The sequence below is a fragment of the Marinomonas rhodophyticola genome, from assembly GCF_026113935.1.
Lineage (GTDB): Bacteria > Pseudomonadota > Gammaproteobacteria > Pseudomonadales > Marinomonadaceae > Marinomonas > Marinomonas rhodophyticola.
Genome location: NZ_JAPEUL010000007.1, coordinates 1091308 through 1118218 on the forward strand (window position 1 = coordinate 1091308; position 26911 = coordinate 1118218).

Consider the following 26911-nt stretch of genomic DNA (forward strand, 5'->3'; position numbering starts at 1 on the left):
TCATGACGTATTTAATTTTGTTTCTGGCGATATTGGCGGAAGTCATTGCAACCACGGCTTTAAAGGCGTCTGATTCTTTTACTAAATTAGGCCCTAGCATCGTTCTGGTTGTTGGTTATGGTGTGTCATTTTATCTATTAACCATTGTGATGCGCTCCATGCCAACGGGTGTGACTTACGCGATTTGGTCAGGTTTAGGGATTGTGTTGATTTCGGTATTTGGTTATCTATTTAATCATGAAAAACTCGACTTGGCGGCTTGCCTTGGCATGTCCCTGATTGTCGCTGGTGTGGTAGTGATTAATGTCTTCTCTAAAACGGTAAGCCATTAAAATACGGCCAAGCCGTTGCTGAGCTAATGTGATTTTAAAAGCACGACTGTACTTTGACATAAAAAGAACCCCCAATGTTGTTTGTCCAACAATTGGGGGTCACTTCATTGATCTTGGTCAGCGAGGGATTTTTTACATCGTTTGAGGTGGTTAAACGCGTAATTACAATGCGTCGGTGATTTCTTTGATTTGCATGTTAAGGCTTTGCAAGCCATTGCCTGACAAGTACCAAAGTTTCGGTGATAAATACGCGACCTTGATGGATTGACCACCTTGAGCGGCTAAGTCTGCTTTGAATTTTTCAATATCGAGCGCCTCTTTTGTGTTGCCAATGGCGGCACTGCGATCAATGATGAACAAAGTGGTGAGTGTCATTTCAGCCATATCAGCTTACGGTAAGCGAGGTAAAGGTCCGAGTGCCACGTTGTTGAGGCTTCACTTGGGCCGGAAGGGGGGACGTTGTTAAGCCCAATAGCTGGGTTGCAATGGGTTCATCGCGTAATCCAAAAGAACCATTATTATGGGTGACAAACAGTACAGTGGGTGCCCCTTCTATCGCCATTTTGCTGGTTTCTATGCTTGTGTTCAACGCAGCAAGGGCCGTGTCTGCTGAGGCTTTTGCATCAAATAAGGCTGCCAGTGAGGTCACGTTGTTACGTAAGCTTTGCCAGTAATCATCACTAGAAGCGTCCACTTGTTTCACCGTACTAACGGTTGCCAGTTCGGCTTTGCTGGCGGCTTGGCGACCGGTGATCACAACAATATCTGGGCTTAAGGCTTTTAGGGTCTCCATGTCTGGCGTCTTTAAGCCGCCAACATCAGTATAGCGTGCGTCTTTAAATTGCGTTAAATAATCCGGCAGTGTTTGTTTCGGGACGCCAACCACATGAGCCTCTAATCCAAGCGCCGCCATGGTGTCTAAGCTGCCAAGATCGAAGATGGCTGCCGTTGGTGAAGACGTTGCGGCTGTATTGAGTTGGCTGAAAGCCAGCAAGGTGCCAACAGCGAGTATTTTCCGTAAATTCATCATGTTCACAATTACCTATGTCCTGAAATAAAAATAACCATTATCAAGTTATGATAATGGTTATCATTGTCTCATCTTTAATGCTGAGTTTCTTGACCATAAGCTGGCACGATGTGTTGCTCAATGTGAAACAAAATTAATTGTCTTTGATTTTTCCCTTTTTTATTGGCAAGCCAAACGAATTGGTAAGGCATGAGCGTTACCTTGCCTAAATGATCTTCGTATACTTGTTCTGAGACGAGATCTGTCCAATCATCGGTGGCAATGAGATTGAGTTCTGATAGATTAAAGCTTTGCGGCTGGTCAGTCATGTTATACACGGCAAACAGGCTTTGTCTTCGGTCCAAACTTTGGCGCCAGAAAGCGAATAGGTTTTCTCCCATGTGTAATACATATTGAGTGGCATTGGGGTGAAAAGCTGGTTGAGCACGGCGAATTTTGGTTAACTTAGTGACATTCTGGAAGACTTTTTGATGATGCGTTGGCGTGTTTAACACATGTTCTAAATCTTCCATATCCCAAATATGTCGATTAATGGAGCGGAATTGTCCTGTATTTTCGACACGTTCTACATCGTTTTCGGTGCCAAACAAGCTGTGAATGTAAAAGGCGGGGACGCCTTCTAACGCCATCATCACACCAGCGGCACACAGAAAACGGGCAAACTGCCATTGATCAGGTCCTTGTTGTGCTGAACCTGACAACGCATTCCATAGACTGATATTAATTTCATAGGGTTTGGCTTCCCCTTGTGGCGTGGTACGAGAGCTAATTTTGCCACCAAAACGCTTCATGGTATTGATCAGCGTTTCTAGTTCCCATTCAGTCAGCAAACCTTCCGTTGGGCGCAGGCCAATACCGTCGTGGGAAGCAATAAAGTTGAGGTACGTTGTGCCTTGTTGGGCTGGGGTCATGCTCATTAGCCATTGTTTTAAATGGCGGCAATTGCCTGTCACCAAGCTATTGATTAACAGCGGAGGTAAAGAAAAGTTGTAGATCAAATGGGCTTCGTTGGCGTTGCCGAAGTAGGTTAAGTTTTCCTGATTCGGTATGTTGGTTTCGGTGATGATAACGGCTTCTGGTGCATAATGTTCAATCAGTAAGCGCAACAGACGAATCATTTCGTGAGTCTGCGGTAAGTTGATGCAGCTGGTACCGGGAATCTTCCATAAGAAAGCCACAGCGTCTAAACGAAACCAACGGATGCCTTTCTCAAGGTACAAATGAATAATGCGCAAAAACTCCAACAGCACGTCTGGGTTTTCGAAATTCAAATCTATTTGATCATGACTAAAGGTACACCAAACATGCTTGGTGCCATTTTTAGTTTGCACTTCTCTCAGCAGTGGCGAAGTTCTGGGTCGAACAACGGCACTTAAGTCCGCATTCGGGTCGGCCTCATAAAAAAAGCGTGAGCCGGGATCAACACCCGCTTTGTAATTTTCAAACCACATGCTTCGGCTGGAGCAGTGGTTAATCACCAGATCTCCCATTACCTTAAAGTCTTTTGATAAGTTGACAATATTGGCCCAGCGTCCACAGGATGGGTTAACGGTGGTGTAGTCCATCACACTAAAACCATCGTCTGAGCTGTAGGGGAAAAAAGGCAATAAATGCACCGCAGAAATACAATCCGATAACGTGCTTTTTACGAACTGGTGCAGTGTTTCCAGTGGTGCTTCTTCTTTTCTTCGTAAGGTATCCGCGTAGGTAATCAGCATGATGTCTGACTGATCCCACAGGTTTCTATGGGGGCGAGGGGATTCCGTCGCGGGATCGAGTTGAAAGGTGGTTAGGCATTTCTGAGCGAGCCTCTTTGTGATCTAAGTTCGGGTAAATGACGTGTAAATGAGCAATGATTCGCTGCTCTAAGGGCGATAAAGGCGCATTTTCCATGGTTACCTACTTATGTCTCGTTGAGTGAAAACCACGTAAAGGCGTCGACAAGGACGACGCTTTACGTTGACTGGGCGAATTTTTTTAGAGCCACCGTTTTGCAGGGGCTATTTTTATAGTGCGTTATTTTTTCGGCCCGTATTGGGCCATATCCAATTCAACTGCTTGGGCGAGTTGGCTCATCACACCCGGAAACGCACTGACAACACGGTTCCAGCTTGGAATAAAGGGCGTTTCCATTGGGTTATCTAAATATTGGTTGCCCGCTTTCATGATATTACTGGCAAACAATTCAACCGCTTGTTCTTCGGTATGAACATCTAATTTTAGACCATTTATTTCCGCATCGTTTTTATAGGTTTCAATGAAATCCAGCGCAACACGATAATAGGTGGCCTTGATGGTACGGAAGGTTTCTTGATTGAAAATAGTGCCATTGGTCGCGAGCTTTCTGAAAATGGCTTTGGTAATGTCGATGGACATTTTTGATAAACCGCCATCGTCGTTGTCGGCCGATAGGTCTTGGTGTTTATGATCGTAAATGTCGGCAATATCGACCTGACATAAACGGTTGGTCGAGTAGTTGCGGTACATTTCACTGAGTACACCAATTTCCAAACCCCAATCACTCGGAATGCGAAGGTCTGTCATCACATCACGACGGAACGAAAACTCCCCCGCTAGTGGATAACGGTAGCTGTCTAAGTAATCCAGATAATCTAGATGGCCGAAGACTTTTTGAGGGAGCATAGCAGTGGTGTAACCAGTAAACGGCTGACGCGGCCGTTCATCTTGCCATTGGCGGCACGAGCATAAAAACCCTTGCAGAATTCGTAGTTAAAATTTGGATTGGCAACGGGGTAAATCAGTCGCGCCAGCAGTTCTCTGTCGTAAGTGACAATATCACAGTCGTGCATGGCGATGGATTCAGCTTGACCAGCGGCTAGGTTATAACCCATACAAAACCAGACATTGCGGCCTTTGCCCGGATCCGAAGGAGAAAGATGTTCGCCCTTTAAGACGTTATCGATTTCTCTTAAACGTGGGCCATCGTTCCATAGTACCTTGACGTTTTGCGGTAACACACTGAAAAACTCAAGCGCATGTCGGTATTGTTCTTCCGTGGCGCGGTCCAATCCGATCACGATTTCAGACAAATAAGGCACTTGCTGTAAATGCTTGAGAATATTCGGCATGGCGTCTGTTTCCAGCTCGGAATACAGACACGGTAGGATAAGTGACATGGGCCGCGTTTTTGCGAACTCACACAGTTCTTTTTCCATTTCTTCTAACGGGCGGTGTGCCAGATTGTGAAGTGTGGTGATGATACCGTTTTGGTGAAAATCGCCCATGTTATTTCTCCTAGTTTCAAAATGACTATTGGTATTATTTTTGTGTCTGGATCTACAAAATACCTTGCTTAGTTAATGCTAAATTGATGGCTTGCGCCCATCCTTCTGGACCGTAGGCATCGCTCAACCACGCATCGCTGCGGTTGGGGATTTCTGGCGGAGCATGAACTGGTGAGCGAATCACCACAGGGATATCGGCTTTACTCAACATGCCGACATCGTTCTCGCCATCGCCTAGCGCCATGGTCGTAATCTCTTCATCGCTTTGCTCGGCGTATACAGTTTTTAGCCATTGCATGGCGTTGGCTTTGTCGCAGTTTTTTCCCATTAAATGCGCAAAACGGCCACCTTTTTGCACTTGCACATCAAACTTGGCAAGATCGTCGCGGAAAATACGCAACGCAAGATTGGAATCTGTCCACACCATCGGCTCAGTAAATTCACGCTGCATGGCAAGTTTGGCGTTGGTTTCGTTTAATCCGGTCAGAGCAACCAGCTCTTGCCACGTCATGTCACTAAAACGTTTAAAGGTGTATTGATCTTGCTTATCGTTCGTCAACGCGATGAGGCTCGGCTCGTGTTGGTCCAAATGACTTGCGCCAGTAATCGCCACAATCTTCTAACGTCTCGTTCACCGTGAGCGTTAAATGCTTCGGGATGTATACGGCAGCCCCGTTTTCTACGATAAACGGGTCTTGGTGATTGAGTGCTTTTCTCAGTGCCACAAGCTCCATAAACGTCTTGCTGGTATTGATCACACAGGGAATAGAAAAGGTCTTTAAAGACTGCATAGCCGCTTGCGCAGGCTGAAAACTGTAGGTGTGATGATCGAGTAAGGTGCCATCCAAATCGGTAAAAATTAAAAGCGTTGTCATATCGATTCCTTCTTGGGTCCATCAAGATACCACTGGTGGACGTTAGTCATAGTCTTGCAAATCTGGTGCCAGTGCGTAACAGTGGTGCTTTACTTAGGAGGTACATGCCCAAGACTAACTGGGCTAATAAACAACTATATGACAAGTTTGCTACGGTTATGTGTCTTGGTGATTCTGGCTTTGTTGGCCTTCGCTGCCAACTCGGTATTGTGCCGTCTTGCGCTTAACGGCGGTCTGATCGATCCGACGCAATTCACCGCTTGGCGCCTGCTGAGTGGTGCTGTGACCTTGGTCTTACTCTGTGTCTTGTCGTCGCTAACAAAGCCGCGTGGTGATTTGAAAACCGCCTGGCTAGAGGGGAGTTGGTTATCGGCGCTTGCGCTGTTTATTTACGCGTTAGGGTTTTCCTATGCCTACGTTACTTTATCGACTGGAATGGGCGCTTTGATCCTCTTTGGTGCTGTGCAACTGACTTTGATCTCATTGGCTATTAGGGCAGGGCAGCAGCTGGTTTGGTTAGAATGGTTAGGGCTGATGATCGCCTTTGCAGGCTTTATTTATTTAGTGCTTCCGACCTTGTCGTCACCTTCTGTATTGGGCTTTGTTTTAATGACGTTAGCGGGCATAGCATGGGGGGTGTACACATGGCGAGGCAAGGTATCAACTAAGCCGCTGTTTGCCACCACGTCAAACTTCGTTCGAACCCTTCCTATGTTGCTGGTTAACTTGCTGATTGTGTATATCAGCACTGAACCTGCGCAAAGTGCCCAACTTAAAGGCATTATCCTCGCCATCACCTCGGGCGCGATCATGTCTGGACTCGGCTATGCCATTTGGTACGCTGTCTTGCCTTATCTTAGTGCTTCTAGTGCTGCTGTTTTACAACTCTTAGTCCCCATCATCGCCACTATTGGCGGCGTATTTTTTGCCAATGAATCCATCACCTTACACTTAATCATCGCCACATTAGGCGTCCTAGGTGGCGTGTTATTAGTCATCCTTGCCAGAAACAGAGTACGCAGAAATGCCTAGTTTTGGTGCGTTTTTTCTGCGGCGCGCCATAATCGACAGGCTTGTGTTTGAAAATTGATCGCTTTTTTATAGTGTCGTTTGACTTCGTCCTAGGCGCGTTCGCTTTGCTCCTTACAGCTGCCGCCATCACCCGTTGGGCATGATAAGATAATTGGACTCCCCAACTTATGGAGCAGGGTTAATATTTTAGCTCTCCCAAAAAATGGATAAAAACGCCGCTTTGGCTGTTGCTCAGGCTTCCAACTTTTAGGCGTTTGATTTATTAACGGCAAATCAAAAGAACAGAAAGAACTGCATCAAGAAAGCCCAAGTTTTATTGTTACTTTTACAGATGGAACAACTGAGAAATTAACTGACTATGTTTTTAAGGCAATTAAATATTGGGTTGACTATTCATCCACCTCTAGCACCTCTAGAAGGCAGTCGTATCAAGGAAATAACGTAGTTGGCAATGCCGTCAGTGTGGTGTTAAATTTCTAAAGATTATTTGATGTCTGTTGAGGGTAGAGTGGTGCAAGAACGAGAAGTGATCCAAAAAATAAAGCTTGTCACAGCTGAGCCGAGCAGTCTCACCGAGTTTAAATTGGCGTTGCAGGATTCTTTCCGTGTGGCGGCAGAAGCTGATTTTGGGCATCCGCTTGAAGAGCCGATTCCCTCTGATGACGATATTGAAAAGTCATTCAACGCCACGGGGGCCGTGACTTACTGGATCATGGAAGACGAGCAACGTGTTGGTGGCGCTGTTTTGGTAATAGACCCCATCAGCGGTCGGAATAACTTATCACTTTTCTTCATTGCGACCAGCCAACAAAGTCGAGGTTTGGGGTTGAAGGCTTGGAAAGCAATTGAACAAGAATTTCCGTTTACCAAAGTCTGGGAAACGGTGACTCCCTACTTTGAGAAAAGAAATATTCATTTTTACGTAAACCGATGCGGTTTCAAGATTGTCGATTTTTATAACCGATACCATCCAGACCCTCATCAGGATTCACGCCAAATTCCTGATGAGGAAGATGATGAGATGTTTCGGTTTGAGAAGATAATGAAAAACGTGGATGAGTAATATCGGTGAGGTTGACTCGTTTTCCGTATTTAATAAGCCACTCATCTTTAGAAGGCAGTCATATCAAGGGAACAGCGTAGTTGGCAATGAAAATAACTGTGGTGATAAATTCCCCGAGCGTGGAGTCAGATAAAAAATAGTATTTTTCGTCTGACTCCACAAGAGCACTGTTTTCTCTATTTTAATTCGTTGGCAAAGCGGCCTACCGCGTGTACCACCTGTTTGGCACCTTCTTGAATCTCTACAATGACAGTACCTGACTGGTTTGCTAGTTCTAAACCTTCTTGGAGCTACTTTCTTGAGAGTTGAGCATTTGGCGCATGACGTCATCTGATAGCCCTTGGTTTTTCTTCACTACGCCCACAATCTCTTCGGTAGCGGAACTGGTACGTGCCGCCAATTTTCGTACTTCATCAGCCACAACTGCGAATCCTCGACCCTGCTCTCCGGCTCTGGCGGCCTCAATAGCCGCGTTTAGTGCCAGCAAGTTTGTCTGCTCTGCAATGCCCCCGATGGTTTGCACGATGGCGTTGATTTGTAAGGACTGCTTGCCCAGAGCCTCAATGCTTTCGGTCGCTGTCTGCATTTGTGCAGCTATCTGTTGCATGGTTTCGACAGTTTGTTGTACGACGATCGCACCTTTTTTGGCACTTATGTCCGTTTGTTGTGACACATCATAGGCAACGCTTGCGCCTTCTCTTACCTGCGTTTCTCGTGCCACTTGATCGGTGATGACGCTCGCAAATTTTACGATTTTAGTGAGGTTGCCCTCGGCGTCATAGACGGGGTTATACGTTGCCTCTAGCCACACATCGGCGCCTTTACTATCGATGCGTTTAAAACGGTCCGCCACATAAACGCCGTTATTTAATTTTTTCCAAAAGTTAGCGTATTCTGGCGAAGCACTTTCTTCAGTGGTGCAAAATATACGGTGGTGTTTACCGATGAGTTGATCTAACCGGTACCCCATAGCCTGTAGAAACTGCTCGTTTGCAGTGATGACAGTGCCATCTAGGTTGAATTGGATAACCGCGGTCGAACGGATCAATGCATTAATGAAAGACTCGCTTTCTTTTGCGCTGACTATTTCTTGTGTTACATCGCGACCATAACCCTTTATGAAGGCGAGCGTGCCATCTTCTCCTCGTACCGGAATCCACTGAATATTTATCCAAGCAAGAGTGCTGTCTACTCGACAGTAGCGGTAATTGTCACTGACGGGTTTGAACTTTGCTACGGCGTCATTAAAGTTTCGAAAACAGGGTAGTTTCGAAACGTAAGGCGGCACAATTTCTGATAATAATTTTCCTACGAGCTGCTCTTGCTTGAAGCCGAGTGCGTTCGCAAAGTCTTGATTGACGGCCGTGATTCGGAAGTCGGCATTTAAGGTAATGCACAGCATCCCCTGATCCATCTGGTTAGCTAGCTGGCGCAGAATCGCCAACTCTTTAAGTTGTGCTTCGTGTTCTTTTTTGAGGTGACCATTAAACATTAAGAAACTCCAATCAAACTCAACAATAGGCAGGCTGAACCGGATGTTGAATCTTTATTTAACTATTTAAGTTAAGGTGTATAAAAATACCCTTACGGTGCAAAGGTATCGCTCGGTTCTCATGTCGTCAGATCCTTAAAAAAACAATATCATCTGCAGAAAATAATTCCCCCTTCCAACGCAACTTTATGCTTGCTGTTTTTAAGGGGGAATTTGAGATAGCCAAAGTAAGAAAGTGTGACATGGCTGCAGCGATAAAGCGACAGGTAAGTTTGATGTTACCAATAGGGCTGTTAACAAGGGCAAGTATTACCAAGCCACTCACCTCTATAAGGCTGTCGTGTCAAGGAAGTAGCGTAGTTGGCAATAAAAATTATAGTGGTGATAAATTTTCCGAGTGTAGAGCCATGAAAAAATAGTATTTATATTTGGTCGTTTTTTTAGTCTGACGATGCCACAACTTCCTCCTAATGGTGATATACGTCATCACTCTCAAGGTAATGAATGCATTCAATTAGCGCTGTCCGCTCAACGACTAAAATACGAATCAGCATTGGTAAGTGAGTCTGAACATAAAACGATTCATCTAGAGATAGATGAGTCGTTTTATTTTACCAAAATTCAGATTTTTTTAGATACTAACGGCAATGTTATTCAATTTGGTAATGGCTTCACTTGGTAAGATCAATTCCGCTGCGGCTAAGTTTTGTTGTAGATGCTTAGCTGAAGATGTTCCGGGATTAATAAAATATTCGCTGAACGCTGAAGCAACCAAGCCAAAGCGACTTGCATTACTGTGGCATTTAGCGATGTGGCAACCTCTTCTAAAATGGAAGATTGTAGCGGCGTGAAGCCGCCAAGTGGAAAGAAAGGTACATAGGCAATACCTTCTTTTGCAAGCAGATCAATAAGTGTATCGTCTCTTCTATGAACCAAATTGTATTGGTTCTGTACACAAACAATAGGAGTAATACGGCGCGCTTCCTCGATTTGTGTGGCGGTAACATTACTGACGCCTAAGTGATTTATTAAGCCTTCTTTTTGCAACTCGGCCAGTATGGATAATGGTTCTGCTATCGAGCCTTCAGCTGGGCCATGTACATCAAACATAGCTCGCAGGTTGACTACCTCGATTTGTTCTATGCCAAGGTTGGTTAGATTATCATGCACGGCTTGAATCAGTTCAGGCTTTGAAAAAGCTGGCAACCAATCCCCTTTTTCATTGCGACGAGCACCAACTTTAGTCACTAATGATAGTTCTTTAGCATAAGGGTGTAATGCCTCACGAATGATTTGGTTCGTAATATGTGGGCCGTAAAAATCGGAGGTGTCGATATGGTTAACACCACTTTCTATGGCGGCTTGAAGGACAGCAATGGCTTCTTTTTTATCTTTAGGTGGACCAAAAACGCCGGCGCCTGCCAATTGCATAGCGCCGTAACCCATTCGGTTGATTGCTTTATTACCAAGTTTAAATGTACCAGCTTGTTGAATGTTAACCATGATGATTTTCCTGTGTGAGCTGTTGGATAGGTGATCTATTCTAGGTCCCATTAATTTGTGCGACAATCATGTTTAATTTGTACATATTGTGCGAGATTTAGAACAATGAAATCATCTATGAATGACATTACGGCATTTGTTGCTGTCGCCAGAGCCGGCGGTTTTCGAGAGGCTGCGAGAGTAGAAAATATAAGTGCTTCACGTTTAAGTGATGCCATACGACGCTTAGAAGGGGAATTGGGGGTAAGATTGTTTCATCGCAATACTCGCAGTGTTGTTCTTACTGAAGTGGGTATGGTGTTGTTAGAACGTATGAACCCTATTATGAGTGAATTTGATTCTGCGTTAGATATGGTCAACCTATATCGAGATAAACCTGCAGGTAAACTTCGTCTTAACGTACCTGTTAGTGCCGTAAAATTAATATTACCAGCTATTGTCCCTGCATTTTTGGAGGCCTATCCTGATATTGAACTGGAAGTGACAGCGGAGAGTAACGTTGTCAATATTATTGATGCAGGTTTCGATGCCGGTATTCGTTATGACGAGCGACTCGAGCAGGATATGATCGCCGTACCTATCGGCCCACGTCAACAACGGTATGCGTTAGCAGCTTCACCTAAATTGCTAGATAGATTAGGCCGACCAACTCATCCTCGTGACCTATTAAATTATCCTTGTTTAACCGGTCGGTTTCGATCAGGGGTAGCCAACACTTGGGAATTTGAGAAAGATAATGACACGATAGACATAAAGGTGTCAGGTCCTTTAGTGGTTAATATAGGTAGTGCTGTTGATCTTGCTGTCGATGCTGCGGTTGCTGGCACGGGGGTTATTTATTTGTTTGAGGAATGGCTGCAACCTTATTTTGATTCAGGGCAACTTGAACCTATTCTTGAAACGTGGTGGTTGTCTTTTAGTGGGCCGTATTTGTATTACTCTGGTCGAAGATTGGTGCCTACACCCTTACGAACTTTTATTGATTTTATAAAAGATATGAATAAAGAATGAGTTATAAGCAGCCCCGAGTTGTGGCTCTATTGTGTCTTTGCTTTAAGCATTGGAATATTAAAAAACGGACGCCATTCATGGCGTCAGTTTTTTTATTGCGAAATCTAACGACTTACGCTTCAGGAATGTGCTCTGAAAGTGCGGCATAAGCTACGGTGAAAGCGCTTTCTTGAAATGCACGTAATCCCGTTGCTTTAAAAGGAATAGGCATCGGGTTGTGTTGCAAGATGTCCTTCACTTTGGCTCCGCTGAATAAATCCACTTGAACGGTGTCGATCAGTTGAATTATTGCTTCGATTTTAAAGCCCACCGAGCCGCCAGCAAATTTGCCTTTGGTTGGGCGTTCGCGAATCACGGCTCTTTTTACTTTGTAATCTTCAAATAGCTTTTTCAGTAAAAACTGAAATTTACGCACGCTTTCGCTGTCGTTTGGGTTGTTCAGTGTGTGTCGAGTTTGGCGACAGTCGGCGATTTGAAACAATCCGTCTTGTTTAGACAGAAGGCAAAGAATCACTTCGCTGCCTTTGATTTCGATACCACAAGTAATCATAACGAGATCCTGAATAGGGAATTTCGCGCATTATCGCATACTTTATTCTCTTCTCGCAGAGTAAAAAATACTGCTTGTTGAAAAGGAAACACGTCAGATGTAAGGCGAAAGTGAAAGCTTGTGGTTTATTACACTCTTTTCATTTTGCCGTCTCTTATTATCACAATGAATAATGTACTATTTCAAAATATTATTTTGTAAAAATCATTTTCTCGACATTTTCTACTGTAAAAACGTGAAAACAGGCTTTTTACTCTAGATGTGTTTTTTTCAACTTTGATCAATTAGGCTGCATAAAATGACTGCTTCATCGCCAATGGGTATTCCTCGTCCCCAGGTGAAATCTTTAGACGAAATTCTTCCTCATGAACCTTTGTTAATGATGGGCGCAGGCCCTGTGCCTATTCCTGAACGTGTCGCCAAGGCCAACTCGGTGGTCATTAACCACCTAGGCAGTGTGATGGCACAGGTGATTGGCCAAGTTAAAACAATGGCGCGTTATGTGTTTCAAACTGAGTCTAAATGGGTGCTTGGCGTCGCGGGGCCAGCGTCAGCGGCGATGGAGATGGCGGTGGCCAATTTGTTGCAACCAGGCGAGCGTATTTTATGCATTAATAATGGCTTCTTTAGTCATCGCATGGCAGAAATGGCAACACGTATTGGTGCTGACGTGCATGAGTTGCATGTAGGGAACCATGAAGCGGCGGACCCAGAGCGTGTTCGTAAAGCCATTGAGGAAACACGTCCAAAAGTATTAACGCTGGTGCAAGGCGAAACGTCGAATACGGTGTTTAACCATACATTAGAAGACATCACTAAGATCGCTAAATCTTATGGTTGTTTGGTGGTGGTAGACGCTGTTTGTACACTCAGCACTATGCCGTTAAAAATGGATGCATGGCAAGTGGATGTGGTGATTACGGGTGGCCAAAAAGGCTTGTCGTCTATCCCTGGTGTGTCCTTGTTGGTGTTTTCTAATGAAGCTTGGGCCGCAGTAAAAAGTCGTACCAAACCCACTGCACAATGGTGTTTTGATGCGCAGTTAGCCGAGAATTTTTGGCACAACGATGGCTATCATTATACGGCACCCGTATCTGGCATCATGGCGTTGCATGAGGCATTAAAATTGGTGTGCGATGAAACATTAGAGCATCGTTTTTCGCGTCATTTGCGTTGTTCAAAAGCCTTGCAAGCAGGCATTGAAGGCATGGGATTAGAGTTGTTTATTCCGCCAGCATCGCGTTTGAATTCTGTGGTGGGTATTAACATACCGCAAGGGTTAACAGCCCCTAAAATTTGTCGACACATATCCGAAATGTACCGCGTTGAAATCGCGGACTCTTTTGGCCAGCCTATCGTGCGTATTGGGCAGATGGGTGAGCAATGTCGCGAGCATAACTTGTTCCGCACCTTGCATGCGTTGGGCAGTACCATGCGTGATTTGGGTGTAAAAGTTGATCAACCCAATGGCATGGCGGAAATGGAGGCGTACTTGCAAAAGATTCCACGTAACGCTTATCAGGTTCACGTTGCTTAGTGAAAAAAGTGGTAAAAACATCAGGCGCTTTATAATAAAAAGCGCCTTTTATTCAGATGCCTTTGGCTTCCTTTTCAGGGACCAAGGGCATTTTTTTGTTTGGCATTAAGCTGGCAAATAATGCCCCTGCGGTAATGAATAGGCAGGCGATGATTTGTCCTGTGGTGAGTTGTGCTTCGGTGAAAAGCCCAAGCCAAGCAGTGGATAGGGCAGGAGCGGTATAAGACAAGACGCCAAGCAAGGATAAGTTGCCTTTTTTTACCCCAAAATCCCAACAAAAAAACGCGATACCAACAGGGCCAAAGCCGAGTCCTAAAATGGCAATCCATGTGGAGGCTGGAAAAGAGGCTGCGGTGGTCCAGTTGTGTGTTTCTATTGCAAGATGGGATGCGCTTGCTAATAGTGTGGTGATGAGGCAATACCAGAGTACAGCGCTGGAAGGAACATCTTGATAGCGTCGATTCGCAACGGAATAGCTCGACCAAATAAACGCACAGGCGAAGGCGGCAGCGTATCCTGTCCAATGGTAAGCTGTGCTGTTGTCTGTGGTTAAGACTTGTGCCTTTGATTGTAACATGATGCCGGTACCAATAAACGCGACCACTGCACCGACTAAGTGTGTCCATGACAGAATATTGCCTTTTGTCATGCCTGCCATTAAGACAATCAGCAACGGCCAAAGGTAAGCAATGAGTCCCGCCTCTACTGGAGGTGCGTGTTGAAATGCGTAAAAATAGCAAAAATGGTAAAAATAAAAGCCGAGTCCCCCCATTAATATGGCGTTTTTCGGTGTTTGCCTCCAAGAACTTTTTATTTCACCTTTAAATAGATACACGATAAAAAAGAGTAAGCTGGCAACACCAAATGTAAGGGCCAACAACAATAGTGGCGGCACTGAGTTGGCTTGCGTGGTGAAGAGCGCAAGGCTGCTCCATAGCATGATGGCGATGCTGCCAATGAGAGTGGCTTGTGTATTATGTGCGGTCATCTTGTTGTTTCCTGAAACCTGTCCTAGTCTAATAAACAACAGATTACCGTGTCAGGGCGTTAAAAACATTGTCAAAAATGCGCAATGTGTTTTGTCAAAAATGCGCAATGTGTTTTGTCAAAAATGCGTTTTTAATCACAATTCTGTCAGAAATGTGTTTTCTGACAGGGTGGTGACAGGTTTGACAGGTAATGTTTGTTCATCGAGTTTTCTAAAATAAGCGTTTCAGGAACTCGAATAGCTAACAACAAAAAAAATAACAAGCAGGAGATAACCATGCTTAATACCCTTTCTTTGAAGTCTATCCTAATTTCTGGTGCTGTCGCACTAACCATCGCTGGACAAGCTCACGCTTATGAACCCGCTCGTAGTGCAGAATGTATTGCGCCAGCAAACCCTGGTGGTGGCTGGGATTTTACTTGCCGTAGTGTTGGTCGAGTATTGGTTGACCAAGGATACTTTAAAGGCAATGTTCAAACCGTCAACATGACAGGTGCTGGTGGCGGTGTGGCTTACGCTCATACCATCAGTAAACGCGATAAAGATGATAATCTTATTGTAGCGGCTAGTACGGCCACGACGACTCGCCTTGCACAAGGTCAGTTCCCAGGTATGGATTCCAAACAAGTTAAATGGATTGGAACCTTGGGCGCAGACTACGGCATCATTGCAGTAGGCAAAGATTCAAAATACACCACACTGACTCAACTGTTAGATGCGTTGAAAAGCGATCCAACATCAGTGAAGTTTGCCGGTGGTAGTGCTTCTGGTGGTTGGGACCATTTAAAAGTCTTGATGACTGCTCAAAAAGCAAACGTAGGCGATTTGCCTAAAGTGCGTTATTTGGCTTTCAGCGGCGGCTCCGAAGCCCTAGTTCAAGTGGTTGGCGGACACGTTGATGCCTTTACTGGTGATATCTCTGAAGTAAAAGGCTTTATGGATTCCGGTGATTTACGTGTGTTGGCGGTGCTTTCTGAAGAGCGTTTACCAGAACCATTTGCTGCGATTCCAACAGCAATGGAGCAAGGTATTGATTCCGTTGCACCAAACTGGCGCGGTTTTTATATGCCAGGAAATTCCAGTGCGGAATCTTACGATTGGTGGGTTAAAACCATGGACGAACTTTACAAAACAGAAGAATGGAAAGACATCATGGTGAAAAACGGTGTGATGCCATTCCATAAATCTGGTGAAGAGTTCACACAATTCGTTAACAACCAAATTCTAGATATTCAAATCTTATCTAAAGACATCGGTTTGATTAAATAATTTAGAACCGCTATTTGGAGGGGGATTTGTTTTGACACAATGACCCCTCCTGTTTTTACTTATTACTCACCCTTTGATTTACTGACACGGAGCAGAGACATGCGTATTAATGATCGTGTGTTTGGCATGCTGATGCTGATTCTTGCCGTTGCTTACGGCTGGGAAGCAACGCAATTTCCCATTCCATTTGGTGGACACGAAAGTGTCGGGCCTGAAACCTTTCCTATTATGCTATCAATCATCTTAGGTATTAGTTCTATCTACATGATTGTTCGTCCTGATCCGGATGAGAAATGGGCGCCATCTGCTATGTTGATTGAGCTTACTATCGTTGTGCTTTCTATGCTTGCTTTTGCATGGGCGATTGAACCAATCGGTTTTATGCCAGCCGCTGCGCTTGTGGTGAGTTTTTTAAGTTGGCGCATGGGGGCGAATATAACTAAGAGTATTATTACGGGTGTGGCAAGCTCTGTGGTTATCTTCTTCCTTTTCAATACTGTGCTAGAACTAGCACTGCCTCTAGGTCTATTGGAGTTTTAATATGGAGACTATGAGCTTATTAATGCAAGGCTTTGCCGTCGCATTAACGCCAGAGAGTATTATGTTTGCGGTCATTGGTGCCATATTGGGTACTTTGATTGGTGCTTTACCGGGTCTTGGTCCTGCAAACGGTGTGGCTATTTTAATTCCGTTGGCATTTAGTTTGGGTTTGTCTGCTACATCTTCTCTTATTTTGTTGACGTCGGTGTATGCCGGTGCCATGTATGGCGGTCGTATTTCGTCTATCCTGCTGAATATTCCAGGTGATGAGCCTGCCATGATGACCTGTTTAGATGGGTATCCAATGGCGGTAAAAGGTAAAGCGGCTGAGGCTTTGGCGATTTCTGCGATTGCTTCTTTTATCGGTAGCTTTATTGCAACTGTTGGTTTGGTTATTTTGGCGCCTATTTTAGCGAAATTCGCCTTGAGATTCGGCCCGTCTGAATACTTTGCCTTGTTTGCTTTGGCCTTTGCAACGTTAGGTGGCATTACTGGTAAAAACCAATTTAAGACGCTCATGGCGGCGGCTATTGGTTTGATGATTGCGTCTGTGGGGATTGATATCTCTACTGGTGTTCAGCGTTTTACTTTTAATTCGCTTGAGTTGTTTGAAGGTGTTGATTTCATTATCGCGATCGTGGGGTTGTTTGCGATTAGTGAGTTGTTGTTTTTCTTGGAGCGTCATGCTGGTGATGGTCTCAAGCAAGTAGCAGTTAACAAATTAAAACTTACTGCAAAAGATATTATTCAAGTATTACCTGCTTCCTTGAGAGGTGCGGTATTAGGCTTTATTGCTGGTGTTTTGCCTGGCGCAGGTGCGTCTTTGGGTAGCTTTGTTAGTTACACCTTGGAGAAACGTTTTTCCGATAAAGGTGAGTTTGGTAAAGGTGATCCACGTGGTGTAGCGGCTCCTGAAGCGGGTAACAATGGCGCGGCGTCTGGTGCACTTGTGCCTATGCTAACGCTTGGTGTGCCAGGTAGTGGTACGACAGCGGTGTTGTTGGCGATGTTGATTTCATTAAACATCTCTCCTGGCCCGATGTTATTTCAACAAAACGCAGACCTTGTTTGGGGCGTTATCGCTGCCATGTTCGTGGGCAACCTTGTGTTGTTGTTGCTAAACATTCCAATGGTAGGCATTTTCGTCAAACTGTTGAGTATTCCACCTAAATACTTGATGCCGATTGTGACTCTTGTGGCATCTGTGGGTATTTATTCTGTTAGTCACAGTGCGTTGGATTTGTATTTCATGGTTGGTTTTGGCGTATTGGGTTATATTTTCCGTAAGGTGGATATCCCATTAGTTCCTATCATTTTAGGCATGTTGCTTGGGCCTGAAATGGAGAAAAGTCTTCGTCATGCCCTTGTACTTTCTGATGGCGATTGGTCTGTGTTGTTTAATAGTGGATTAAGCATTGGTCTTTGGACTGTAGCGATACTTGGTTTGATTTTGCCTATGATCGTAGGTCCCATGGTACGTGCTAAAATGGCAAGAGCAAAAGTGTCTGAAAAGGACGACTAGGTCGACATACTATTCGGTACTATTGTCTGCGCTAAGCGGTTACTATTAATACGTAAAAATGGAATTCGAACAGTTTAGGCTGTTCGAATTTTTTGCTTTTTATTATTTAAGGTTTTTAATATTTTATAAAAAAATAATAACGATATGGCTGACGTGTTATGCGAATTTTAGTGGTAGAAGATACTCAGGTTTTAGGGCAGGCGATCTGTGAACGATTAACTAGTCTAGGACACGGCGTGGATTTGATGGGCGATGGCAAAAAAGCGGATGAGTTATTAAGGTATCAATCGGTCGATTTGATTTTATTGGACCTGAATTTGCCTGGTTTGTCTGGTTTACAACTGCTGCAGAAACTGCGCCAGCGTGACGACGATACCCGGTTCTTATTATGACAGCCCGAGATCAGATAGAGGACCGTATCCGTCTTTTGGATGAAGGTGCAGACGACTATCTTACGAAACCGTTTGATTTTGGTGAGCTTGAAGCGCGTTGTCGTGCGCTGTTGCGTCGCAAACAGGGCTACGCTGCCAATGTCACTGAGCATGGCAATATTGTGGTAAACAGGGACAGTCGACAAGTATTTATTGAAGGTGAGCTGACGGCGATTACTAACCGTGAATTTCGCTTATTGGAAATATTTCTCGGGCATCTAGGCCGAGTGTTAAGTAAAGATGAGATCACCGATCACTTATTTAATTTTAATGAAACCCCAGGCCCTAATGCGATTGAATTGTATGTTGGGCGTTTGCGAAAAAAATGGTTAAAGGGGATTTGGCGATTAGTACTCTAAGGGGCATTGGTTATGTGGCAGAAATCGCTCGACCACCAAAACCTGAGTGAGGAAGAGGAAAAGCGGGCGTTAGCTAAGGCGCCTTCGTTACGCTTTCGTTTCATCTTAGCGGGTGTTCTAGTGATTGGTATTATCGCTGGTTTGGCGATTAATTTGATTTTTGATTACAGTCAGAAGCTTGCCGATTTGTCTTATGATCGTCTGCTGCGCAGTGCTTTATTGCAGATAGATGAAAATGTCAGTTTAATTCGCAACGAAGTCAGTATCGATATCCCTTGGTCAGCTTTTGCGACATTGGCGCAAGCAGATGAAGATCGTGTCTTTTACAAGGTGGAAAGTTTGGAGCAAGGCTTTATAACAGGCTACCAAGATCTAAACAGTACGCCGCCTAAGCCACCAGAGTTGGATCAAATACAGTTTTATAATCAAGAGTATTCCGGTGAGATGGTGCGATTTGCGTGGTTAGAACGCAGTTTGACTGATCCTGAGACGTCGCAAACCGTTCGTATTGTATTGGGACAAACTCGATTATCACGGGAAGCCATGTCGACGGCGGTGACGCAGCGAGCGGTTGAGGTGGTTGTGTTTATTGCTTTGGTCGCCATTACTTTGATTGCTATTGGCAGTCATTTAGTCCTTCGGCCTTTGCACCGTATCGAAAGGGCATTAGAAGAAAGGGCAATGGGAGACCTCACGCCATTAGATATCAATACACCAAAAGAAACGCATCACCTCAAAGTGGCGATTAACCACTTTATGGCTCGACTACAGACCAACTTAGAGCAACTGGAGAATTATACGGCTGATGCGGCTCATCAATTGCGCACACCTTTAGCCAGTTTAAAAGCTTTAGCCGAAAATGCACGAGACAATACCTCGGGTGACAGTGGCTCGCCACAAGCACAGCAGCAAGCTCTAGAAAACATTGTCAAGCAATGTGACGCGTTGAGTCAGACAGTGACTTTGTTGCTTAATCAGGCGGTTGTCTCTCATCGTTTACAGACCCATCGCTTGGAACCCACGAGTCTACTGGAACCAATTAGGGCTTCATGCCGCGCACAAGCGGTCACCGCGTTGCATCAGGGTGTTCAGCTTTCGCTTGATTGTGAGTTAAACAATGCTTTTGTATTGGGCGACAGTTTTTCGATTCAACAGATGATGCAGAACCTTATTGAAAATGCTGTGCGTTATAGCTCATTGGGTATGAACAATGCTACTGAGGTCATCGTGCAAGTGAGTGAGTTTGAACGCTTTTATCGGATAAAAGTCATAGATTATGGCAATGGTATTCCTGAGATAGAAAAGGCGCGTGTCTTTGAGCGTTTTTATCGCGGCCGATACGACATTGCAGGCAGTGGGGTGGGTTTGGCGATGGTGAAAGATATCGTTGATCATCATTCGGCCAGAATTGAGATCTTAGATACACATCCCAAAGGCACCACTTTTCAGGTGGATTTTGCCAAATTTATTTTTGATGAGGGGACTGTATGAGATCCGTAATCGCTTTTCTTTTTTATATCTTAATCATGATGTCTTCTAAACTCTGGGCAGCCGAGCCTGTATGGTTTGGTAATACGAACGCGCCAAGGGTTTTGGCTATTGATTCTGCTATGGATTTGGCGTCGTTTGAGCCTATTCTGAAGGCTTTTGTCGCACTTCATCCGGATGTACGAGTGGCATATCGTGATGTGAATACGCTGGAATTGTATTACCTAATTATCCAAGAACAGAAGCATCCTGTTGCGAGTTTGGCTATTAGCAGTGCCATGGATTTGCATTTGAAACTGGTCAATGACGGTTATGCACAGACCTATCAGTCTGATTTTACGGATAATTTGCCGGATAATTTTAAGTGGCGTAATCAGTTGTTTGCTTTCTCTATTGAGCCGATTGTGATGTTAGTGAACAAAAATGCTTTTCCTGGCGAGTTGCCTGATGATCGTCAGTCGTTACTGCAGACTATTCGACAAAATGAGAAAAGCATGACCAAGCGAATCGGTACTTATGACATTCGAGAGAGTGGTGTCGGATACTTGTTGGCAAGCCAAGATGCTCGTCAGGCGGATGTGACCTGGGGACGTTTGTTGGAGGCATTTGGTAGTCATGATGTGCAAACTTACTGTTGTACACACGACATTATTGATGATGTTGCTTCAGGTAAATTGGTGTTAGGTTACAACTTGTTGGGTTCTTATGCGTCACAAAGAGCTCGTGATGATAATCGATTGAAAATGATCCTTCCAAAAGATTACACATTAATGCTGATGCGTGCGGCTCTGATTCCTAAAGGTGCACCTAATGCGGCGGATGCGGGTGTTTTTTTAGACTTTTTGCTGTCGGACAAAGCGCAAAAAATGATGCAGACTCAAGGCTTGTTGTTCCCCATTCGACCAGATATGAATAATGCGAACGACCCTTACGTAGTGAGTGCCCCAGGACCAACAGGGGTCATTGAATTGGATCAGCAGTTATTGGTAGGGCGAGATTACGCTAAGCAAAAACGTTTTATTCGTAACTGGGAGATGGCGCTCGAAATCAGTTCAGAAGATTAGTTTTTCTTGTCTTGGTGACTTTTTCTGATGCTTCCTGGTGTGGCGTTGAAGTGTTTCGTAAACAAGCGAACAAGACTGCTGGCGTCGTTTATTCCAACTTTTTGTGCAATGCAGTCTAAGTTTTTATTGCTTGATATTAGCCATCGTTTGGCTTCTGTCAGGCGACGTTGCTGAAGGTATTGTTTAGGTGTCATGCCGAGATGACGTTTGAACAAAATGCTAAGTTGGCTTGGACTTAAGTGCACTTCTGTTGCCAGTTCGCTCAAGCTCCATGGTTCCTGAAAGGCATGATCGAGCCGTTGTTTTGCCTTAGCTAAGCGAGCGTCTGCTTGGATAATTTTCTCTTGTGGAATGGGCAATAAGTGTTCCAGTAAATTTAACGCCTGATGTGTTTTTATCTCGCTGGGGTCGCTGATCAAGCTAGATAAAAAAGGCAAATAGGTTTTAGCTTGATCGCTTAGGGTGATAAAAATCGACGAACTTTGTAGTTGGCTGTTCCATGCCGGTAAAGAGTTCAATACCAAACAACGGTTCTCTTCTCTGGCTAAATGGGAATGTGGTTGGCTGGTAGAAATAAGGCAGGCTTGACCAAATTCCACCGCTTGCTGGTGGTTATCCACATCAAGTATTAGACGTCCTGAAAGCGGCAAGACAATTTGCGTGTGGTGATGTGAATGGGCATGAGCTGTGTCTTGGTAGGTAATGACTTCGATCAGATCACGCATTTTTTCCTTCCTTCTAAATCGCTTTTACTTGAATGGTGAATAATATTACAGAAAGCATAATGATCTGCTAAATACTTTAAAGTAATCATAGTAATACTTAAACGAATTAAACAAAGGCGACTGTTCCTAAGGAAAAATGATGCGTTATCTAATTGTACTGATGTTTGGTTGTTTTTTGTCTAGTGTTTGGGCTGAAATGACCTTGAGTGTTGTCGATCAAGATAATCTACCTGTTTCAGACGCAGTTGTGACAGTTTCCAAAAATGTTGTGGGCACACCGAGTATGGTCGCTGTTATGGATCAGGTTGATGAGTCCTTCTTGCCACGCGTGCTTGTGGTGCAAAAAGGTCAATATGTTAACTTTCCTAACAGTGATGATATTCGACATCACGTTTACAGTTTTTCTGAGCCTAAAACGTTTGAAATTAAATTGTATAAGGGCACAGACGTTGAATCCCATATTGTTTGATACCCCTGGTCTGGTTGTGCTCGGATGTAACATACATGATGACATGATTGGTTACATTATCGTGGCAGACAATATGCTTACCTTGAAAACAGATAAAAATGGTCAAGTTCGGTTACCAGTAAAACAAGGTGACAAGGTGTCAGTGTGGAGCGAAAGATTGATTGATGGTGTGAATGCACTAGAGTCTATTGATATTACGAGTGACGCAGAACAAACCGTGGTATTGGAACTATTACCACCGATTGAAGTCATGGATCATAGTTCGCATACCAGATTCGGTAAAAAGAAATGGTGAAAGCCAATATACTTGTAACGAAAGAAGGACATGATGAATAAAAGACAAATCAAAATACTCATCGCTAGTGGCACTTTGTTGTGTGCTATACCTACCATGGCAGCTGATGGTAAATTGCTGGCCACCGCAGGGCTTTCGCAATTAGAGGGTAGTGGTGGTGGCGGTCTTGTGCCTTGGGCTACGTTGTCTGGATACGATAGCCGTGACGAGACTGCAGCGTCGTTATTTATGACGGATGTGAATATTACGGATTATCGATTGTCATCGATCGGTGTGGCGACGAGTTTCTACGACAGAGTTGAATTAAGCTATGCTCAACAAACGTTTGATTTGCCTGTTGGTTTGGTGAAGCAACTAAGTGTTGGCGAGATCAAACAAAACATTATTGGTGCAAAAGTTCGTTTATATGGTGACGTTGTTTATTCAACTTTTCCTCAGCTGAGTATAGGTTTACAGCATAAGCAATTAGATGACGACTCTGTGGCGACAGCCCTTGGTGCAAAAGACGATAGTGGCACGGATTTTTATGTGGCTGCGACTAAGGTGCATTTAGGGGCGATTGCGGGTTACAACCTGGTTTGGAACGTAACTGCTCGTGCTACCAAGGCCAATGAGATGGGGTTGTTAGGTTATGGTGGACCGGACAATAATGGTTATCAAATGATGATGGAGGGCAGTGTCGGCTTACTTCTATCACCTAATTGGGTAGTTGGCATGGAGTATCGTCAAAAACCAAATAATCTATCCAGCGTCAAAGAAGACGATTGGAAAGATCTGTTTGTGAGCTATATGCCAAACAAACATGTTAATGTTACCGCGGCTTATGCTGACTTGGGTACGGTTGCTACGCAGAAAAATCAAAAAGGCTTTTATTTATCTATGACGGGGTATTTATGGTAAACCTTGTAAAAAACGCATGTATTACGTTGAGCTTTTTTCTTGTTGCTTGTGCCTCACTAAATAAAGCGCCGCAAAGTTTGTACGATGAAATTGGCGGTCAGCCAACCATAGAAGCGATTACCGATAACTTTATTGATGAGATTAGTTTTAATAAAGACATCTATCGCTATTTTGAAAAAACCAACATTAAACGCTTTCGAGAAAAATTCATTGAACATCTTTGCGTTGACACTGGCGGTCCTTGTACTTACACCGGTGATACTATGTTGAAAGTCCATCAAGGGCAGAAGATTAACGAAGCCGATTTCAACTTGACGGTCGACTTATTAGTGAATGCTATGAAAAAGGCTGGGTTAACGTACCCGCAGCAAAACCGTGTATTGAAGGTGCTTGCGCCGATGCGTGGTGAGATGCTGTATAAGTGATCGAAGTGTTTGAATAGACATTATTCAGTAATGGATGTTGTATTTCGTTTTATTGTAACTTACATCATAGGTCAGGGAAGACGAGTGATTGAACAAACTGGATTGCTCCTGCTTTTCTCGGCTGAATTATCAAGCTAGCTACGAAAATAGGCGTCTCTTATGATCCCCAAAATAACTAAAATGCGTGTCGCAAGACCAACGGATAACCTAGGTAAAATAACGGATATGTACATTCATGGTCTGGGTTTTAAACTGCTTGGTCGCTTTGAAGGACACAATGGCTTTGATGGCTCGATTATCGGTCATGAACAACATAATTATCATTTAGAATTCACCCACCATAAAGGCACTACCGTCGGTAAAGCCCCAACCCAAGATAACTTACTTATTTTCTATGTTACGGACGCACAAGTGTGGCGACTATGTTGCGAGAAAATGTTGTCTGCGGGTTTTGTTCATGTGTCATCCTATAATGACTACTGGGATGTTGTGGGGAAAACTTTCGAAGACATAGATGGTTATCGAGTGGTACTGCAAAACCGAGAATGGACCGCTTAGTGGCGACAGAGTCATTCTTTTAACCTTGCTGTAGATCAGCCTTTGTTCGAAAGCTGCTTCTTTCTTTTGGCTTTTTATTTTAAATTAGCTTTATCTAATGTTTTGTCTAATCATAAAGGTGAGCTATGAAAAGTTATAAAGATATTAACAAAGAACAAAACGCTTTCGCTCGAGAGTATCGTAAAGCCTCTCCCGGAATATTGGACGGCTTCATGGCCATGCATAAAGCCGCGATGGAAGAGGGGGCGCTAACCTTAAAAGTAAAAGAAATGATGGCCTTGAGCATAGGTATTGCCGCCCGTTGCGATGGTTGCATCGCTTCCCACGCTAAAGCCGCACTTCGCGCTGGCGCCACTCGGGAAGAACTTATTGAAACCATAAATGTCGCACTCATGATGGGCGGTGGTCCTGCCGTAATCTACGGTACACAAGCTCTCGCCGCAGTAGATGAATTTTTGGCAGAGTGATTTACACTCATATCATCACTGAGCATTGTTTCTTTTCGACACTATCGTCTACCTCATCGACATGCTGCTTAATATTGACATGTTATTTGGTGGTGACTGCTTCATTATTTTCAATAATCCATATTGGAAACCTGAATTCTATCGGGGTGAAAAGAGGTTTTACCCCTTGGCGCTGAAAAACAAAAAAGGCGACTCATCGTCGCCTTCCATATTTCTAGATCACTAATTTGCCCTTAGGCTTGGTGGTCGCCTCGTTTTACCTGCATGCGGCGTAAGAATTCTGACATGATTTGCATGTAGAGTTCGTCGCCGATGTATTTGTCTTCTACACCACGGTCGATGCTTGGGTTATCGTTCACTTCGATAACGTAGCCTCGGCCATTGATTTCTTTTACGTCTACGCCATATAAGCCTTCGCCAATCGGTTTGGTGGCAGCAATAGCGGCTTGTAACACGCGACGTGGTACTTCAAAGGTGGGTAAGGTATCAAAACCACCACTTTGGCTTTTGCTGCCTGTGTGTTGGTAGATTTGCCAGTGATTTTTCACCATGTAGTAACGGCAGGCAAAAATCGGTTTGTTGTTCAGTATGCCGATACGCCAGTCAAATTCCGTGTAGAGATACTCTTGCACTAATAGCAAAGACGATTTCTTAAACAGAGTATTTAAGCTCTCGGTTAAGGCTTCACGGTTTTCAGCTTTGATCACGCCTTTGGAGAAGGCACCATCAGGGATCTTCACGACCATTGGGTAACTGATTACAGCTTCCAAGGCATCTTCTACGTTGCTTTCACCTTTATGAACGATGCGTGTTTTTGGGCAAGGCACTTTATGGGTGTTAAACAAATCGGCTAAGTAGACTTTGTTGGTACAACGCATGATGGATTGTGGGTCGTCCATAACAACTAAGCCTAGGCCTTCTGCTTTTTTCGCGAATCGATAGGTATGGTGGTCGATGTTGGTGGTTTCACGAATAAACAAGCCATCGTATTCAGGTAGACGCATGATGTCTTTCGGGCCAATAAGGTCAACATGAATGCCAAGTTGCTTACCCGCTTGGATAAACTTTTTAATAGCCTGGTCGTCGCTGGGAGGCATGGCTTCTTCTGGGTTAACCAGAATAGCCATGTCAAATTTCGCTGCGCGCTGGATACGGCCTTTGCTCCACACTTTGTTGCTAAAGGCTTCTAATGATTCTGCGAAGAGCGTTTCTTCTGCGTCGGTCAGTTTGCTTTGTGATGTAGAAAATAAGGCGGTGACTTGCCACTCTTTGCGGAATTTTAAAGTAACTTCTAATACTGGGCTTGGGAAACTTTCAAACAGTTTGCGTGCGAATTCCTTCATCTCTGGATGAACGGTTTTGCCGAAAACACAGTGGAATTTCATTTCCATGGGCGCTTCTGGTTTAGCGAGTTTTTTCGCGAGCAATGGCAGCCACTGTGAGATCTCAAGCTCATAAAGATCTTTTTTGCTTAGGTCGTTCAGTACACGCACAGACGGCATAACGTGATGACCTCGGCTTTCTGCTAATAAAGAGCAGTAGTAGCCGTCTGATAGGTATTTGCTGTTTTTACAAAGATTGATGATTCGAATGCGGCCTTGGCTTTTTGTTGCTGCCAAGTTGAGGTATTGAGTAAAGGTGATTACGCGGTCGCTGGGCAAAAAGGCTGACCAATCTTTTGCCTGATCAACAACAATGTACGTCTGTGACATTGGCTTTATTTTTCCTTATAAAATAGCGC

The 26911-nt window shown here is 44.3% G+C and carries 28 protein-coding genes and 3 pseudogenes; 19 read left to right on the top strand and 12 right to left on the bottom strand.

Annotation, left to right across the window (positions count from 1 at the left end; all coding sequences use genetic code 11):
• Positions 1-2 precede the first annotated feature (2 nt).
• A complete protein-coding gene (locus tag ONZ52_RS14050) occupies positions 3-332 on the top strand; it encodes a DMT family transporter (RefSeq protein WP_111607737.1) in 330 nt (109 codons plus the stop codon).
• Positions 333-494: 162 nt separating this feature from the next.
• On the opposite strand, the gene ONZ52_RS14055 is transcribed toward ONZ52_RS14050, so the two are convergent.
• From ONZ52_RS14055 to ONZ52_RS14080, 6 genes and pseudogenes are all read right to left on the bottom strand, one after another.
• Positions 495-716, bottom strand: a complete 222-nt coding sequence (locus ONZ52_RS14055; protein WP_265219313.1) for a hypothetical protein — start codon at positions 714-716, stop codon at positions 495-497.
• Between the two features lies 1 nt (position 717).
• Positions 718-1362, bottom strand: a complete 645-nt coding sequence (locus tag ONZ52_RS14060; RefSeq protein ID WP_265219315.1) for an ABC transporter substrate-binding protein — start codon at positions 1360-1362, stop codon at positions 718-720.
• A gap of 155 nt (positions 1363-1517) precedes the next feature.
• A pseudogene (locus ONZ52_RS14065) lies at positions 1518-3255 on the bottom strand (alpha-amylase family glycosyl hydrolase); the annotation flags it as partial.
• A 123-nt stretch (positions 3256-3378) separates the two neighbouring features.
• Positions 3379-4607 (bottom strand): annotated as a pseudogene (locus ONZ52_RS14070) (glycosyltransferase family protein).
• A 52-nt stretch (positions 4608-4659) separates the two neighbouring features.
• Positions 4660-5196, bottom strand: a complete 537-nt coding sequence (locus ONZ52_RS14075; RefSeq protein ID WP_265219316.1) for an HAD-IIB family hydrolase — start codon at positions 5194-5196, stop codon at positions 4660-4662.
• Positions 5153-5482 (bottom strand): HAD-IIB family hydrolase, encoded by a 330-nt coding sequence (locus tag ONZ52_RS14080; RefSeq protein ID WP_265219318.1) that lies wholly within the window; start codon positions 5480-5482, stop codon positions 5153-5155. Before ONZ52_RS14080 ends, ONZ52_RS14075 begins: the two co-directional genes overlap by 44 nt.
• A gap of 138 nt (positions 5483-5620) precedes the next feature.
• Here ONZ52_RS14080 and ONZ52_RS14085 point away from each other — a divergent pair, with 138 nt between their 5' ends.
• Both ONZ52_RS14085 and ONZ52_RS14090 read left to right on the top strand, forming a co-directional pair.
• Entirely contained in the window at positions 5621-6514 is an 894-nt protein-coding gene (locus tag ONZ52_RS14085) for a DMT family transporter (RefSeq protein ID WP_265219320.1), read from the top strand.
• A 490-nt stretch (positions 6515-7004) separates the two neighbouring features.
• Positions 7005-7577 (top strand): GNAT family N-acetyltransferase, encoded by a 573-nt coding sequence (locus tag ONZ52_RS14090; RefSeq protein ID WP_265219321.1) that lies wholly within the window; start codon positions 7005-7007, stop codon positions 7575-7577.
• 274 nt (positions 7578-7851) lie between these two features.
• Here ONZ52_RS14090 and ONZ52_RS24785 read toward each other — a convergent pair whose 3' ends face one another.
• Positions 7852-9069: a methyl-accepting chemotaxis protein gene (locus tag ONZ52_RS24785; protein WP_321160325.1), complete on the bottom strand. Its 1218-nt coding sequence runs from the start codon at positions 9067-9069 to the stop codon at positions 7852-7854.
• Between the two features lie 451 nt (positions 9070-9520).
• On the opposite strand from ONZ52_RS24785, the gene ONZ52_RS14105 reads away from it, so the two are divergent.
• Positions 9521-9751: a hypothetical protein gene (locus ONZ52_RS14105; RefSeq protein WP_265219324.1), complete on the top strand. Its 231-nt coding sequence runs from the start codon at positions 9521-9523 to the stop codon at positions 9749-9751.
• Between the two features lie 17 nt (positions 9752-9768).
• On the opposite strand, the gene ONZ52_RS14110 is transcribed toward ONZ52_RS14105, so the two are convergent.
• Positions 9769-10572, bottom strand: coding sequence for an oxidoreductase (locus ONZ52_RS14110; protein WP_321160326.1), 804 nt, complete (start codon positions 10570-10572; stop codon positions 9769-9771).
• Positions 10573-10689: 117 nt separating this feature from the next.
• Here ONZ52_RS14110 and ONZ52_RS14115 point away from each other — a divergent pair, with 117 nt between their 5' ends.
• Complete coding sequence (locus ONZ52_RS14115) at positions 10690-11583, top strand: LysR family transcriptional regulator (RefSeq protein WP_265219325.1); 894 nt, start codon at positions 10690-10692, stop codon at positions 11581-11583.
• Between the two features lie 112 nt (positions 11584-11695).
• On the opposite strand, the gene ONZ52_RS14120 is transcribed toward ONZ52_RS14115, so the two are convergent.
• Positions 11696-12133 carry a DUF3010 family protein gene (locus ONZ52_RS14120; RefSeq protein ID WP_265219326.1) on the bottom strand — a complete coding sequence of 146 codons (438 nt, stop codon included), beginning with the start codon at positions 12131-12133 and terminating at the stop codon, positions 11696-11698.
• Positions 12134-12431: 298 nt separating this feature from the next.
• Here ONZ52_RS14120 and ONZ52_RS14125 point away from each other — a divergent pair, with 298 nt between their 5' ends.
• The gene (locus tag ONZ52_RS14125) at positions 12432-13670 is read left to right on the top strand and encodes a pyridoxal-phosphate-dependent aminotransferase family protein (protein WP_265219327.1); all 1239 of its coding nucleotides are present in this window, start codon (positions 12432-12434) and stop codon (positions 13668-13670) included.
• 52 nt (positions 13671-13722) lie between these two features.
• Here ONZ52_RS14125 and yddG read toward each other — a convergent pair whose 3' ends face one another.
• Positions 13723-14658 (bottom strand): aromatic amino acid exporter YddG, encoded by a 936-nt coding sequence (gene yddG, locus ONZ52_RS14130; protein ID WP_265219328.1) that lies wholly within the window; start codon positions 14656-14658, stop codon positions 13723-13725.
• 276 nt (positions 14659-14934) lie between these two features.
• On the opposite strand from yddG, the gene ONZ52_RS14135 reads away from it, so the two are divergent.
• The 7 genes and pseudogenes from ONZ52_RS14135 (at position 14935) to ONZ52_RS14160 (ending at position 21331) form a co-directional block, all read left to right on the top strand.
• Complete coding sequence (locus tag ONZ52_RS14135; protein ID WP_265219329.1) at positions 14935-15927, top strand: Bug family tripartite tricarboxylate transporter substrate binding protein; 993 nt, start codon at positions 14935-14937, stop codon at positions 15925-15927.
• Positions 15928-16026: 99 nt separating this feature from the next.
• Entirely contained in the window at positions 16027-16467 is a 441-nt protein-coding gene (locus ONZ52_RS14140; protein WP_265219330.1) for a tripartite tricarboxylate transporter TctB family protein, read from the top strand.
• Between the two features lies 1 nt (position 16468).
• Complete coding sequence (locus tag ONZ52_RS14145; protein ID WP_265219332.1) at positions 16469-17989, top strand: tripartite tricarboxylate transporter permease; 1521 nt, start codon at positions 16469-16471, stop codon at positions 17987-17989.
• 158 nt (positions 17990-18147) lie between these two features.
• Positions 18148-18419 (top strand): annotated as a pseudogene (locus ONZ52_RS24790) (response regulator); the annotation flags it as partial.
• Between the two features lie 228 nt (positions 18420-18647).
• Positions 18648-18779, top strand: a complete 132-nt coding sequence (locus tag ONZ52_RS24795; protein WP_321160340.1) for a hypothetical protein — start codon at positions 18648-18650, stop codon at positions 18777-18779.
• A 12-nt stretch (positions 18780-18791) separates the two neighbouring features.
• Positions 18792-20270 (top strand): sensor histidine kinase, encoded by a 1479-nt coding sequence (locus ONZ52_RS14155; RefSeq protein ID WP_265219334.1) that lies wholly within the window; start codon positions 18792-18794, stop codon positions 20268-20270.
• Positions 20267-21331, top strand: coding sequence for an ABC transporter substrate-binding protein (locus ONZ52_RS14160; protein WP_265219335.1), 1065 nt, complete (start codon positions 20267-20269; stop codon positions 21329-21331). Before ONZ52_RS14155 ends, ONZ52_RS14160 begins: the two co-directional genes overlap by 4 nt.
• Here the strand turns inward: ONZ52_RS14160 and ONZ52_RS14165 are convergent.
• On the bottom strand, positions 21328-22056 hold the full coding sequence (locus ONZ52_RS14165; RefSeq protein ID WP_265219337.1) for a helix-turn-helix domain-containing protein: 729 nt from the start codon (positions 22054-22056) through the stop codon (positions 21328-21330). The genes ONZ52_RS14160 and ONZ52_RS14165 overlap by 4 nt on opposite strands.
• Before the next feature lie 136 nt (positions 22057-22192).
• Here ONZ52_RS14165 and ONZ52_RS14170 point away from each other — a divergent pair, with 136 nt between their 5' ends.
• The 6 genes from ONZ52_RS14170 to ONZ52_RS14195 all read left to right on the top strand — a co-directional run bounded on the left by ONZ52_RS14170 (position 22193) and on the right by ONZ52_RS14195 (position 25170).
• Positions 22193-22525 carry a cupredoxin domain-containing protein gene (locus ONZ52_RS14170; protein WP_265219338.1) on the top strand — a complete coding sequence of 111 codons (333 nt, stop codon included), beginning with the start codon at positions 22193-22195 and terminating at the stop codon, positions 22523-22525.
• Positions 22506-22820 carry a cupredoxin domain-containing protein gene (locus ONZ52_RS14175; protein WP_265219340.1) on the top strand — a complete coding sequence of 105 codons (315 nt, stop codon included), beginning with the start codon at positions 22506-22508 and terminating at the stop codon, positions 22818-22820. Before ONZ52_RS14170 ends, ONZ52_RS14175 begins: the two co-directional genes overlap by 20 nt.
• A 30-nt stretch (positions 22821-22850) precedes the next feature.
• On the top strand, positions 22851-23720 hold the full coding sequence (locus tag ONZ52_RS14180; RefSeq protein WP_265219341.1) for a DUF3034 family protein: 870 nt from the start codon (positions 22851-22853) through the stop codon (positions 23718-23720).
• Positions 23714-24145: a group I truncated hemoglobin gene (locus tag ONZ52_RS14185; RefSeq protein ID WP_265219342.1), complete on the top strand. Its 432-nt coding sequence runs from the start codon at positions 23714-23716 to the stop codon at positions 24143-24145. The genes ONZ52_RS14180 and ONZ52_RS14185 overlap by 7 nt, the downstream gene beginning before the upstream one ends.
• 159 nt (positions 24146-24304) lie before the next feature.
• The gene (locus ONZ52_RS14190) at positions 24305-24703 is read left to right on the top strand and encodes a VOC family protein (RefSeq protein WP_265219344.1); all 399 of its coding nucleotides are present in this window, start codon (positions 24305-24307) and stop codon (positions 24701-24703) included.
• Positions 24704-24828: 125 nt separating this feature from the next.
• Complete coding sequence (locus ONZ52_RS14195) at positions 24829-25170, top strand: carboxymuconolactone decarboxylase family protein (RefSeq protein WP_265219347.1); 342 nt, start codon at positions 24829-24831, stop codon at positions 25168-25170.
• A gap of 233 nt (positions 25171-25403) precedes the next feature.
• Here ONZ52_RS14195 and ONZ52_RS14200 read toward each other — a convergent pair whose 3' ends face one another.
• On the bottom strand, positions 25404-26882 hold the full coding sequence (locus ONZ52_RS14200; protein WP_265219349.1) for a RimK family ATP-grasp domain-containing protein: 1479 nt from the start codon (positions 26880-26882) through the stop codon (positions 25404-25406).
• Positions 26883-26911: the final 29 nt, after the last annotated feature.

Excerpts from the sequence above, each read along its gene's own strand:
- ONZ52_RS14120 (WP_265219326.1), bottom strand. The coding sequence starts at position 12,133 with ATGATTACTTGTGGTATCGAAATCAAAGGCAGCGAAGTGATTCTTTGC.
- ONZ52_RS14125 (WP_265219327.1), top strand. The coding sequence starts at position 12,432 with ATGACTGCTTCATCGCCAATGGGTATTCCTCGTCCCCAGGTGAAATCT.
- ONZ52_RS14145 (WP_265219332.1), top strand. The coding sequence starts at position 16,469 with ATGGAGACTATGAGCTTATTAATGCAAGGCTTTGCCGTCGCATTAACG.
- ONZ52_RS14195 (WP_265219347.1), top strand. The coding sequence starts at position 24,829 with ATGAAAAGTTATAAAGATATTAACAAAGAACAAAACGCTTTCGCTCGA.
- ONZ52_RS14155 (WP_265219334.1), top strand. The coding sequence starts at position 18,792 with ATGTGGCAGAAATCGCTCGACCACCAAAACCTGAGTGAGGAAGAGGAA.
- ONZ52_RS14050 (WP_111607737.1), top strand. The coding sequence starts at position 3 with ATGACGTATTTAATTTTGTTTCTGGCGATATTGGCGGAAGTCATTGCA.
- ONZ52_RS14115 (WP_265219325.1), top strand. The coding sequence starts at position 10,690 with ATGAATGACATTACGGCATTTGTTGCTGTCGCCAGAGCCGGCGGTTTT.
- ONZ52_RS14190 (WP_265219344.1), top strand. The coding sequence starts at position 24,305 with ATGATCCCCAAAATAACTAAAATGCGTGTCGCAAGACCAACGGATAAC.
- ONZ52_RS14085 (WP_265219320.1), top strand. The coding sequence starts at position 5,621 with ATGACAAGTTTGCTACGGTTATGTGTCTTGGTGATTCTGGCTTTGTTG.
- ONZ52_RS24785 (WP_321160325.1), bottom strand. The coding sequence starts at position 9,069 with ATGTTTAATGGTCACCTCAAAAAAGAACACGAAGCACAACTTAAAGAG.
- ONZ52_RS14180 (WP_265219341.1), top strand. The coding sequence starts at position 22,851 with ATGATGAATAAAAGACAAATCAAAATACTCATCGCTAGTGGCACTTTG.
- ONZ52_RS14135 (WP_265219329.1), top strand. The coding sequence starts at position 14,935 with ATGCTTAATACCCTTTCTTTGAAGTCTATCCTAATTTCTGGTGCTGTC.
- ONZ52_RS14165 (WP_265219337.1), bottom strand. The coding sequence starts at position 22,056 with ATGCGTGATCTGATCGAAGTCATTACCTACCAAGACACAGCTCATGCC.
- ONZ52_RS14060 (WP_265219315.1), bottom strand. The coding sequence starts at position 1,362 with ATGATGAATTTACGGAAAATACTCGCTGTTGGCACCTTGCTGGCTTTC.
- ONZ52_RS14170 (WP_265219338.1), top strand. The coding sequence starts at position 22,193 with ATGATGCGTTATCTAATTGTACTGATGTTTGGTTGTTTTTTGTCTAGT.
- ONZ52_RS14140 (WP_265219330.1), top strand. The coding sequence starts at position 16,027 with ATGCGTATTAATGATCGTGTGTTTGGCATGCTGATGCTGATTCTTGCC.
- ONZ52_RS14160 (WP_265219335.1), top strand. The coding sequence starts at position 20,267 with ATGAGATCCGTAATCGCTTTTCTTTTTTATATCTTAATCATGATGTCT.
- ONZ52_RS14110 (WP_321160326.1), bottom strand. The coding sequence starts at position 10,572 with ATGGTTAACATTCAACAAGCTGGTACATTTAAACTTGGTAATAAAGCA.
- ONZ52_RS14200 (WP_265219349.1), bottom strand. The coding sequence starts at position 26,882 with ATGTCACAGACGTACATTGTTGTTGATCAGGCAAAAGATTGGTCAGCC.
- ONZ52_RS14055 (WP_265219313.1), bottom strand. The coding sequence starts at position 716 with ATGGCTGAAATGACACTCACCACTTTGTTCATCATTGATCGCAGTGCC.
- ONZ52_RS14185 (WP_265219342.1), top strand. The coding sequence starts at position 23,714 with ATGGTAAACCTTGTAAAAAACGCATGTATTACGTTGAGCTTTTTTCTT.
- yddG (WP_265219328.1), bottom strand. The coding sequence starts at position 14,658 with ATGACCGCACATAATACACAAGCCACTCTCATTGGCAGCATCGCCATC.
- ONZ52_RS14080 (WP_265219318.1), bottom strand. The coding sequence starts at position 5,482 with ATGACAACGCTTTTAATTTTTACCGATTTGGATGGCACCTTACTCGAT.
- ONZ52_RS14090 (WP_265219321.1), top strand. The coding sequence starts at position 7,005 with ATGTCTGTTGAGGGTAGAGTGGTGCAAGAACGAGAAGTGATCCAAAAA.
- ONZ52_RS14105 (WP_265219324.1), top strand. The coding sequence starts at position 9,521 with ATGCCACAACTTCCTCCTAATGGTGATATACGTCATCACTCTCAAGGT.